At 70.4% G+C, this 10,874-nt stretch carries 11 protein-coding genes; 7 read left to right on the top strand and 4 right to left on the bottom strand.

The features are described from left to right. Nucleotides 1-82: 82 nt before the first annotated feature. Complete coding sequence (locus GUY60_RS26665) at nt 83-1,231, top strand: GGDEF domain-containing protein (protein ID WP_161702243.1); 1,149 nt, start codon at nt 83-85, stop codon at nt 1,229-1,231. A gap of 35 nt (nt 1,232-1,266) precedes the next feature. Here GUY60_RS26665 and GUY60_RS26660 read toward each other — a convergent pair whose 3' ends face one another. After that, nucleotides 1,267-1,530 (bottom strand): LPXTG cell wall anchor domain-containing protein, encoded by a 264-nt coding sequence (locus GUY60_RS26660; RefSeq protein WP_161702242.1) that lies wholly within the window; start codon nt 1,528-1,530, stop codon nt 1,267-1,269. A 108-nt stretch (nt 1,531-1,638) separates the two neighbouring features. On the opposite strand from GUY60_RS26660, the gene GUY60_RS26655 reads away from it, so the two are divergent. Together GUY60_RS26655 and GUY60_RS26650 are read left to right on the top strand one after the other, a co-directional pair. Further along, complete coding sequence (locus GUY60_RS26655) at nt 1,639-2,157, top strand: hypothetical protein (protein WP_246235706.1); 519 nt, start codon at nt 1,639-1,641, stop codon at nt 2,155-2,157. A 329-nt stretch (nt 2,158-2,486) separates the two neighbouring features. Beyond that, a complete protein-coding gene (locus GUY60_RS26650; protein ID WP_161702240.1) occupies nt 2,487-3,752 on the top strand; it encodes a L,D-transpeptidase in 1,266 nt (421 codons plus the stop codon). 103 nt (nt 3,753-3,855) lie between these two features. On the opposite strand, the gene GUY60_RS26645 is transcribed toward GUY60_RS26650, so the two are convergent. Further along, complete coding sequence (locus GUY60_RS26645) at nt 3,856-4,800, bottom strand: helix-turn-helix transcriptional regulator (RefSeq protein ID WP_161702238.1); 945 nt, start codon at nt 4,798-4,800, stop codon at nt 3,856-3,858. A 128-nt stretch (nt 4,801-4,928) separates the two neighbouring features. Between GUY60_RS26645 and GUY60_RS26640 the strand changes: the two genes are divergently transcribed. The 4 genes from GUY60_RS26640 to GUY60_RS26625 all read left to right on the top strand — a co-directional run bounded on the left by GUY60_RS26640 (nt 4,929) and on the right by GUY60_RS26625 (nt 10,022). Next, complete coding sequence (locus GUY60_RS26640; protein WP_161702236.1) at nt 4,929-5,978, top strand: NAD(P)-dependent alcohol dehydrogenase; 1,050 nt, start codon at nt 4,929-4,931, stop codon at nt 5,976-5,978. 138 nt (nt 5,979-6,116) lie between these two features. Then, nucleotides 6,117-6,503 (top strand): VOC family protein, encoded by a 387-nt coding sequence (locus GUY60_RS26635; protein WP_161702234.1) that lies wholly within the window; start codon nt 6,117-6,119, stop codon nt 6,501-6,503. Nucleotides 6,504-6,750: 247 nt separating this feature from the next. Next, nucleotides 6,751-8,874, top strand: coding sequence for a bifunctional polysaccharide deacetylase/glycosyltransferase family 2 protein (locus GUY60_RS26630; protein WP_161702232.1), 2,124 nt, complete (start codon nt 6,751-6,753; stop codon nt 8,872-8,874). Between the two features lie 20 nt (nt 8,875-8,894). Then, nucleotides 8,895-10,022, top strand: coding sequence for an LCP family protein (locus GUY60_RS26625; RefSeq protein ID WP_161702230.1), 1,128 nt, complete (start codon nt 8,895-8,897; stop codon nt 10,020-10,022). Between the two features lie 59 nt (nt 10,023-10,081). On the opposite strand, the gene GUY60_RS26620 is transcribed toward GUY60_RS26625, so the two are convergent. Beyond that, on the bottom strand, nt 10,082-10,492 hold the full coding sequence (locus tag GUY60_RS26620; RefSeq protein ID WP_161702228.1) for a VOC family protein: 411 nt from the start codon (nt 10,490-10,492) through the stop codon (nt 10,082-10,084). 73 nt (nt 10,493-10,565) lie between these two features. Continuing rightward, nucleotides 10,566-10,874, bottom strand: a 309-nt coding sequence (locus GUY60_RS26615; protein WP_223178735.1) for a hypothetical protein, incomplete at its 5' end; no start/stop codon positions are given.

Genomic DNA, 10,874 nt, shown 5'->3' with positions numbered 1-10,874 from the left:
GTCGTGGGGTGGTCGGAGGGCCGGGACCCAGGCCTTCGTGCCCTGATCGGCGGAGTGGGGGGAAACTCCCTAGCCTGGAGGGATGGCTGAGGAGGAAGTCCGGCTGCGGGCCGTCGTCGCGTTGGCGCAGGCCATGGCCGCCGTGCACACGCCACATGAGTCCTGGCGGGCCGCGGCGCAGGGTGCGCGCCTGGCCCTGGGCGGGAGCTTCGCCGCGCTCTCCGTCTGGGAGCGCGACCGCAGCCGCCTCAGGGTCCTGGTCAACGTGGGCGAACGCGCCCCGGGCGAGGACGAGTTCCCCGAGGACGAGGCGTACCCGGTGCACCAGTTCCCGGAGATCACCGAGTTCCTGCACGAGCGGTGGGCCGGGGGCGGTGAGCCGGACGCCTGGGTCGAGACCGCGGAAGGGCCGAAGGTCGGCGAGGCGGGCTACTGCCACCAGCGGGTGGCCGCGCTGCGCCGCCGAGGCCGCGGCTGCTGTGTGGTCGCGCCGATCGTGCTGCACGGGCGGGCGTGGGGCGAGCTGTATGTGGCGCGGCCGCTGGGCGCCCCCGTGTTCGGCCGGGCGGACGCGGACTTCGCGACGGTGCTCGCGGCCGTGATCGCGGCGGGGATCGCCCAGACCGAGCGCCTGGAGGAGGCCAGGCGGCTCGCGTACACGGACTCCCTGACCGGGCTCGCCAACCGTCGTGCCGTCGACGCCCGGCTCGACGAGGCCGTCGAGCTGCACCGCGCCGACCCGGCCGTCGTGCTCTCCCTCGTCGTCTGCGACCTGAACGGGCTGAAGCGGGTCAACGACACCCGGGGCCATGCCGTGGGCGACCGGCTGCTCGAACGGTTCGGCTCGGTGCTCTCGCTGTGCGGCGCGATGCTTCCGGGCGCGCTCGCGGCGCGGCTCGGGGGCGACGAGTTCTGTCTTCTCGCGGCCGGCCCGAGCGCCGACGAGGTGGTCCGGGTCGCCGATGAACTCTGCGTACGGGGAGAGGAGTTGGAGCTGGGGGAGGGCGTGGCCTGCGGGGTGGCGTCCACGGGCGACCCGATCGGCCCGGTGCGCTCGGGCCGTCGGCTGTTCCGGCTCGCGGACGCCGCGCAGTACCGAGCGAAGGCGGCGCGCTCGGCGAAGCCCGTGGTGGCGGGGCGCGAGGGGCCCGACGACCCCGTCGTACGGCTCGCGGACGAGGCGGGACCGGCGCCGCGCGCGGGCGAGCGGCGGCGGTTCCGGGGACGCTGAGCCCGGCCGGGCCCGGCGTTCACGGCAGGGCGGCGCTACGAGAGCTGCGCGCGCCGTGCCGAGTACGTCAGGAAGCCGGCGCCCGCGCCCAGGCAGAGCAGGCCACCGATCGCGTACGGGGTGGTGTCGACGGAGCCGGTCTCCGCGAGGCGGGTCTCGGACCGGATGGAGGGTCTGCCGTCCTGGAGGCGGGCGTCGTGCCGGTCGGCCGTCGCGTTCGCGGAAGGGACGAACCACAGCGCACCCAGGACGGAGGCCGCGGCGGTGGTGGTGAGCAGCGAGCGACGTGCGGCGGACACGGGATCGATCCCCCTTGTGTGCTGGCGATTTGGCCGTGTGGGGCGATGCTAATGAAAGCCGCGGGTCGCGGGAAAGCCGGGAGGGGGCAACGGCCTACGCTCCGTCATATGAGCACTCCTGATGCATCCCGTTATGTCCGGCTGCGGGTCGATCTGGTCCTGGACATCACCGACGCCGACAGCCTGACCGGCGCCGCTCTCGATCGCATCGGGCATGACGAGTTCATGCCCGACGAGGAGCGCGCGCATGCCGAGAGCGCCGTGCGGGAGGACTCCGCCGAAGCGCTCGCGTATCTGGTCGACCCGTTCGACCTGGTCGGCGAGGTGCCGGGAGTCGAGCTCGCGCAGGCCTCGTGGAGCAGCGAGTCCGTCGAGTTCGACCCCGAATCCCCGGCCTGGGACGAGGACGAGGCGGACGACGACTTCGACGACGACGACGCCGACGACGAAGACGACGAAGACGGCGAAGGTGACGAAGAGGATGGTGCGGATGAACTAGGTGAACTGGATGAAGTGGCTGAACTGGTCGAAGTGGGCGATGAGTCCGAGTACGACGATGCCGAGCACCGCACCACCGTGTACGGGGACGTCGTAGGGCGCGACGGGGTGTCGGTGCGCGGGGCGTAATCTCGAAGGCGAGCGGACCCTGGACGGCCTGGCCGCCCGGGGTCCTTCCCATTTGGGGCGGGGTTCCGTGCGGTGTGCCCGTACTGCTAGAACGGCGGTGTCACGGGTCGAGCGACCGGAGTTACGGGTTCGCGCACGTGGTATTCCCCACATCTTCCGCGTATGTGGAACCGGGTGAACCGTCACGGGTGTTCTCACGTATGACGGGAATGCCCGGTGGCGTCCCGTCGGGCTCGGGGGTTTCGCTCGCGAGGCCTTCCGCTGGTTCGGGTGGCCCGTGCGTGATGTGGGGATTCCTCGGGACACGGGGATTTGGGGATTCGGCAAAGATGGAGAAGCGTGTGATGACGGTCGGTAAGCGGCGCAGGGGCTTCATAGCCGCGTCTGCCCTGCTCAGTGGCGTTCTGGTGCTCTCTGCCTGCAGCAGCGACGAGGGCGGCGAGGCGGGCGGCGACGGCAGCAAGAAGTCGCAGAACCAGGCCGACGAGGCCGCCGCCAAGGACGCTTCGGCCGCCCAGATCAAGATCACGCCCAAGGACGGCGAGAGCAAGGCCAGCATCAACAACGCGGCCAAGGTGACCGTCAGTGCCGGCACCCTCACCGAGGTCGAGATGGAGACCTCCGAGGGCACCGCCGTCGCGGGCACGATCGCCGGCGACAAGAGGAGCTGGAAGCCGGACGCCCAGTTGGAGCGCGGCACCAGCTACCGGATCACGGCCGTGGCGAAGGACTCCAAGGGCCGCGAGGCGCACGAGAACGCCAAGTTCCAGACCGTGTCGTCCGCCAACAGCTTCATAGGCAACTTCACCCCGGACGACGGCAAGGAAGTCGGCGTCGGCATGCCGGTGTCGATCAACTTCGACAAGGCGATCACCGACAAGGCGGCCGTGCAGGCGGGCGTCAAGGTCAGCACCAGCAGCGGCCAGGAGGTCGTCGGCCACTGGTTCAACGCCAACCGGCTCGACTTCCGCCCCGAGGACTACTGGCAGGAAGGGTCCACCGTGACCCTGAAGCTGAACCTCGACGGCGTCGAGGGCGCCGACGGGGTGTACGGCGTCCAGCAGAAGACGGTCACCTTCAAGATCGGCCGTAACCAGGTCTCCACCGTCGACGCCAAGACGAAGACGATGACGGTCACGCAGGACGGCAAGACCGTCAAGACCATCCCGATCTCCGCGGGTTCGCCGGACAACCCCACGTACAACGGCCAGATGGTGATCTCCGAGAAGTTCAAGGAGACCCGGATGGACGGCTCGACGGTCGGCTTCACCGATGAGGACGGCAAGGGCGAGTACGACATCAAGGACGTGCCGCACGCGATGCGTCTGTCGACGTCCGGCACCTTCATCCACGGCAACTACTGGGGCGCCAAGTCGATCTTCGGCTCGGCCAACACCAGCCACGGCTGCGTCGGCCTCTCCGACACCAAGGGCGCCGACGACGCGAAGACCGCGGGCGCCTGGTTCTACGACAACTCGCTGCTCGGCGACGTCGTGATCGTGAAGAACTCCCCGGACAAGACGATCGCCGCGGACAACGGCCTCAACGGCTGGAACATGAGCTGGTCCGAGTGGAAGGCCGGCTCCGCCGCCTGACCCTCGCCACGCACGCACGCACGCACGCACACGCACGACGCGCACGCACACGACGCGGGCCCGCACCGGATCACCGGTGCGGGCCCGTTGCCGTACGCGGGGCTCAGCTCTCCTGGATCAGCGAAGGCGCAACCGGCGTCCAGGAGTTGAGCAGCCGCAGCGACTGGGCCGAGGGTGAGCCGGGCTCCGCGTGGAACGTGACCAGGTGCTGGTCGTGGCTGTCGGGCAGCGCCAACGTCTCGTACGCGAGGGTCAGTTCGCCCACCACCGGGTGCCGCAGCCGCTTCACCCCGTGCCCCCGCTTCTGCACCGTGTGCGCCGCCCAGAGGCGCCGGAAGTCCTCGCTCTTGACCGACAACTCCCCGACCAAAGCAGAGAGTTGGGAGTCGTCCGGCCAGCAGCCCGCCTCCAGGCGCAGCACGCTGACCATCTCGACGGCCTTGTCCTCCCAGTCCATGTACAGCTCGGGCGCGGCCGGGTCGAGGAAGGTGTGCCGGGCCAGGTTGCGGTCCGCCACGTCGAGCGCCGCGAAGTCACCGAGCAGCGCGCACGCCATCCGGTTCCAGGCGATCACGTCGAGCCGCCGCCCGAGCACGTACGCCGGAACGCCCTCCAACGCGTCCAGGAGATGCTGGAGCTGGACCCGCACCTGCTGCGGCCGGCCGGAGTGCTTCTTCTTCTTGCGGACCTGCTTGGGCTTGGCCAGATGCGTCAGGTGGGCGTGCTCGTCGTCGGTGAGCCGCAGGGCGCGGGCGATCGCGTCCAGGACCTCCACGGAGACGTTCTGCCCGTGGCCCTGCTCAAGGCGCGTGTAGTACGCCACCGAGACCCCGGCGAGCTGCGCCAGTTCCTCGCGGCGCAGCCCCGGCACGCGCCGCCGCCGCCCGTAGTCGGGCAGGCCCACGTCGGCGGGCTTGAGGCGCGCCCTGCGGGTCCGCAGGAACTCGCTGAGCTGCGCCTCCGCCGAGTGCCCGGGAAGGTGCTGCACGGTTCCCGGCGGCTGCGGCGGGGCGTCCGCGCGGGGGACGGGAGCGTCGGTAGGGGCCATATCGGCCAGTATCCCGCCTGGCCCGAGGACGTACGACGGCCATCCTGACCTTGCCAGTAGTAGGAACAGCAGACGTAGGTACACCAGGGGGCTGGGTACTTTCCGGCCACCCGCGCAGGCTGTACGTCATGAGCATCAGCACTTCTGTCCCCGCATACGCCGCCCCCGCCGCCAAGGCCCCGCTGGAGCGCACCACCGTTCCGCTCCGTCCCGTCGGCGAGTTCGACGTCCTGATCGACATCAAGTACGCGGGTATCTGCCACTCGGACATCCACCAGGCCCGGGACGGCTGGGGCGAGGGCATCTTCCCGATGGTGCCCGGCCATGAGATCGCGGGCGTCGTCACCGAGGTCGGCCCCGGCGTGACCAGGTACGCGGTCGGCGACCACGTCGGCGTGGGCTGTTTCGTCGACTCCTGCCGCGACTGCGAGTACTGCGCGCAGGGCCTGGAGCAGTACTGCGTGAACGGCACGACCGCCACGTACAACGACCGCGACAAGAACGGTGAGCCCACCTACGGCGGCTACTCCACCCATGTCGTCGTCGACGAGAACTACGCCGTCCGCATCCCCGACGGTCTCGCCCTCGACATCGCCGCGCCGCTGCTCTGCGCGGGCATCACCCTGTACTCGCCGCTGCGGCACTGGAAGGCGGGCCCCGGCAAGAAGGTCGCGATCGTCGGGCTCGGTGGCCTCGGCCACATGGGCGTGAAGATCGCGCACGCCCTCGGCGCCGAGGTGACCGTGCTCTCCCAGTCGCTGCGCAAGAAGGACGACGGGCAGCGGATGGGCGCCGAGCACTACTACGCGACCAGCGACCTGGCCACGTTCGAGCAGCTCGCCGGCACCTTCGACCTGATCGTCTCCACGGTGTCCGCGCCGCTCGACCTGGACGCGTACCTGCGCATGGTGAAGACGGACGGCGCGTTCGTGAACGTGGGCGCCCCCGAGGAGCCCAATTCCCTGAACATGTTCTCCCTCATCGGCGGCCGCAAGACCCTCGCCGGTTCGATGATCGGCGGCATCGCCGAGACCCAGGAGATGCTCGACTTCTGCGCCGCGCACGGCATCGGCTCGGAGATCGAGGTCATCCGCGCCGAGCAGATCAACGAGGCGTACGAGCGGGTCCTCGCGAGCGATGTGCGCTACCGCTTCGTGATCGACACGTCGACGATCTGACACGCGGCACTGTCTGACACGCGGCACCTGGACGGCGCCCTAGGACCCGGGTCCCGGTGCGGGCCCGGCCGTCCTAGGGCGGAATGCCGATGGTGCGGGCCGTGGCGCCGCCCTAGCGTGCTCGGTGGAGGTGCAGAGATGACCATCGAGCTCAACCACACCATCGTCGCCGCCCACGACAAGAAGGCGTCCGCGGCCTTTCTCGCGGAGCTGCTCGGGCTGCGGGTCGGGGCGCCCTACGGCCCGTTCATCCCGGTCGAGACCGACAACGGCGTCACGCTCGACTACATGGAGACCGACGCGGCGGAGATCGCCTCGCAGCACTACGCGTTCCTGGTCTCAGAGGACGAGTTCACCGCGATCTTCGGCCGTATCCAGGCCGCGGGCGTCGCGTACTTCGCGGACCCCGGGCACCGCCGGGCCGGCGAGATCAACACCAACGACGGGGGCCGCGGCACGTATTTCTCCGACCCCAACGGCCACAACATGGAAATTCTCACCCGGCCCTACGGGAGCGGTTCCTGAGCGCGGACGCCGCCGGGCGTCGCCTTCCGGACAGCGAATGGTTGCGCCCAAACCGAAGACGTGGTGTTTGTCACACTGAGCTTCGGTCCCGGTTGATGACCGAATGCCCCAAATCGCGGGTCACGAAATAAATACACTCGCCTCCCATGTGTGAGTGGCGTGTGGAGAGCGGGTGGCCGATATGGCCGGTCGATGAAGGTCTGAACCAGCCGGAGAGTCCGAGCGGTACGAGCGAGCGCGCCGCCTGATGGCGGCACGGCACAAGCAAGCGCGGGACCCGAGGGCGCACTGGCTGCTCCTCTTCCTCACCCTGCCCGTCCTCTTCGGCGCGCTGCTTTTCCAGGGCTGGACCCAGAACGAGGTCGACGGCGCCCCGACCAAGCAGGACTGCACCGACCCGGTGCCCCGGGCGGCAGCCGACGCGGGCCCCGTCCTGTCGGTCGAGGGCGGCAAGGTGCGGTCGGCCTCGATGCCCGCCGGCACGGTCGCCCTCACCTACGACGGCGGCCCCGACCCGAAGTGGACGCCGCGGCTGCTCGCGCTCCTGAAGAAGCAGGACGCCCACGCCACGTTCTTCCTCAGCGGCGCCAAGGCCGCCCAGTACCCCGACCTCGTCCGGAAGATCAGGGCGGACGGGCACGAGATCGGCTCCAACACCTACACCGGCGCCGACCTCGGCACCGCCTCCGGGGTGCGCTCCGCTCTGGAGCTGCGCCTCACACGGAGCGCCTTCGCGGGCGCCGACGGCTTCCGCAGCCCGCTGCTCCGCATGCCGTCGACCACCACCGTGCCCACCCTGTGCGGCGCCGAGTGGCCCGCCGCGCGCGACGCCTCGGACGACGGCTACGTCCTGGTCGCCGCGGACCGCTCCGGGCAGAAGCCCGCCGACGGGCTCGTCCGCCAGTTCAGCCAGACCTCCCTCGCGTACCGGGAGACCGAGCAGCTGCTCGCCGACCCGGACGCCCGGCGCTTCGCCACCGTCTCCGAGGGCGTACGTGACACCGAGCCCGCCCTGGCCACGGCGGCCGCCACCACCCGGGCGTCCGGGCCCGAGCAGCTGCTCGGCACCGGCCTGATCCGGTTCCAGGACCTGGGCCGCGGCTTCGTCGACGCCCTCACCCTGATCCTGACCATCGCCGCCGGGCTCGGCCTGATCCGCCTGTTCGTCCTCATCCTCTTCGCCCGCCTGCACGTCAAGCGCCTGGAGCGGTACCGCCCCGGCTCGCCCTGGCTGCGCGAGATCAGCGACCCGGTGACCGTGCTCGTCCCCGCGTACAACGAAGAGGCCGGGATCGGCGGAACCCTGCGCTCGCTGCTCGCCTCCACCCACCGGCGGCTGCAGATCATCGTGATCGACGACGGCTCGTCGGACCGCACTGTCGAGATCGCCTACGAGTACGCCGACCGCGATCCGCGCGTGGAAGTGGTGTGCCAGACCAACGCGGGCAAGGCCGCGGCCCTCAACCACGGCCTGAAGTACGCCCGTTGCCCGTACATCGTCATGGTCGACTCGGACACCGTCTTCGAGGCCGACGCCATCGAGCGCCTCATCCAGCCGCTCGCGCACCCCGCCGTCGGCGCGGTCAGCGGCAACACCAAGGTGGGCAACCGCAGGCGTTTCCTGGGGCGTTGGCAGCACCTGGAGTACGTCTTCGGCTTCAACCTGGACCGCCGGATGTTCGAGGTCCTGGAGTGCATGACGACCGTGCCCGGTGCGATCGGCGCGTTCCGGCTCGACGCGCTCATGGGCGTCGGCGGCCTCAGCGAGGACACCCTCGCCGAGGACACCGACCTCACGATGGCGCTGTGGCGGGCCGGCTGGCGGGTCGTGTACGAGGAGCGGGCCATCGCCTGGACCGAAGTACCCACGTCCCTGCGGCAGTTGTGGCGCCAGCGCTACCGCTGGTGCTACGGCACCCTCCAGGCGATGTGGAAGCACCGCAGGGCCGTCTTCGAGGTCGGCCCCGCCGGACGCTTCGGCCGCCGCGGCCTCTCCTATCTCTTCCTCTTCCAGGTGGTGCTTCCGCTGCTCGCGCCGGTCATCGACGTGTTCATGCTGTACAGCGCGCTGTTCACGAGCTCGCCGGTGAAGTCCATGGCGATGTGGATCGGCTTCCTGGCCGTCCAGATGGCCGTGGCCGGGTACGCGCTGCGGCTCGACGGAGAGCGCCGGCGCACCCTCTGGTCACTGCCCTTCCAGCTGTTCGTCTACCGGCAGTTGATGTACCTCGTGGTCATCCAGTCGGTGGTCGCCTTCGTCGGCGGCAGCCGTTTGAAGTGGCAGCGCATGCACCGTTCCGGTACCGCCGCGGCCGCGGCCCAGCACATCGGCAGGACGGCTGACAGCCGTGACCTCCCGGTGACGAGGTGACGACGTTGAATCCCAGCCCGATGACCCCGATACCCCTGCGTCACGAGGACCTCTACGACACGTACGACCCGTACGAGCCCGCCCCGTACGAGCCCCCGGCGGCCCCCGACGAGGGCGGCGGGCCCAGGCGCGGCGGCCGGCGCCCGCGGCGGCGGCGCTCGCGCTTCCGTCGCGTACTGCGCGCGGTGTCTCTGGTCGTCCTGATCAGCCTGCTCGGCGGTGCGAGCACCTACGTGTGGGCGGACTCGCGGCTCAACAGCGACGTCGACCTGTCCGGCCTGCCGGACCGGCCCGCCGCGGGCAAGGGCACCAACTACCTGATCGTCGGCTCCGACAGCCGCGCCGGGCTGAGCGCGCGGCAGGTCGAGGACCTGCACACCGGCTCCTCGATCGGCTCCGAGGGCCGCCGCACCGACTCGATGATGGTGCTGCACACCGGCGCCCACGGCACCACCCTCACCAGCCTGCCGCGCGACTCCTGGGTGACCGTCCCCGCGTACGTGGACCCGAAGACCGGCATCCACCACAAGCCGGAGAAGAACAAGCTCAACGCGGCGTTCTCGCTCGGCGGCCCCGAACTCCTCGTCCGTACCGTCGAGTCGAACACCGGCCTGCGCATCGACCACTACACGGAGATCGGCTTCGCCGGGTTCGTCGGCATCGTGGACGCGGTCGGCGGCGTACGCATGTGCGTGGACCGGCACATCGTCGACGAGAAGTCCGGCCTCGACATCACCAAGGGCTGCCACACCCTGAACGGCCGCGAGGCGCTCGGCTTTGTACGCCAGCGGCACCAGGAGAAGGAGGGCGACCTCGGCCGCTCCCGCAACCAGCAGAAGTTCCTGGCCGCCCTGGCCACGAAGGCCGCCTCCCGGGACGTGCTGCTCAGCCCGTCGGCCGTGTTCGGCACGGCGGGCGCGGGCCTGGACACCCTGATCGTGGACGAGTCCGCCGGACTGCCCCAGCTGACCCGCCTGTTCAAGGCGATGCGCAAGGTGTCCACGGGCCAGGGCAAGCAGCTCAACGTCCCCGTCAGCGGCGTGGGCGTGGCCACGTCCAAGGGCAGCGCCATTGTCTGGGACAAGAAGAAGGCGGCCCGCCTCTTCACGGAACTCCGCGAGGACCGGCCGGTCACGGTCGGCGGTTGACCTGCCGGTCTCGGTCGGCGGCTGACGGGACGGTCACGGTCGGCGGGTGGCCGGACGGTTCAGCGGAGCTCCTGGATCCGGACCATGTTGCCCGCCGGGTCGCGGAACGCGCAGTCCCGGATGCCGTACGGCTGCTCGATCGGCTCCTGCACCACCTCGGCGTCGGTGGCCTGCACCTTCTCGAAGACGTCGTCGAGGTGGCGGGTGGCGAGGAGGATCCAGCCGTACGTGCCCTTGGCCATCATCTCGGTGATGGTGCGGCGCTCGTCCTCGGTGATCCCGGGATCGGCGGCCGGCGGCGCGAGCAGGATCGAGGTCCCGGGCTGCCCGGCCGGACCGACGGTGATCCACCGCATCCGGCCCTGCCCGACATCGCTGCGCACCTCGAACCCGAGGACATCGCGATAGAAGGCGAGCGAGGCGTCCGGGTCGTCGTGCGGGAGCGCGCTGGTGTGAATGGTGAGGTCCATGCGGAAATGCTAGGCACCCGTCCACGGCCGGCGCTTCTCGATTCCTGACCGATCCGCCGCCCGCGCGCGGGGCTCAGCCCTGCCCGTCCGATGCCCCGGACGACGACGACGGCGGCGGCCCGAGCCCGCGCCTCGGCCGTGGCATGCGTACGGCCCGGTGGCGCTGGCTCTGGTGCCCCTGCCACGCGTAGTCGAAGCGGTTCGCTTCACGGTCGAACGCGACGATGGCGAGCGGATCGTGGACGATGCCGAACTCTTCCCGCGCCCACAGCATGACCGCCCCGGCCAGACCCTCCACCTGAAAGTCCGTCTCGGGAAACAGCACCTTGTGGACCGTCACGACCGTGTGCACCCCCACCGGCCGTCCCGCCCCGACCTGCCC

This window comes from Streptomyces boluensis (genome assembly GCF_009908195.1).
GTDB lineage: Bacteria > Actinomycetota > Actinomycetes > Streptomycetales > Streptomycetaceae > Streptomyces > Streptomyces boluensis.
This window is presented reverse-complemented; position numbering and strand designations above follow the sequence as displayed.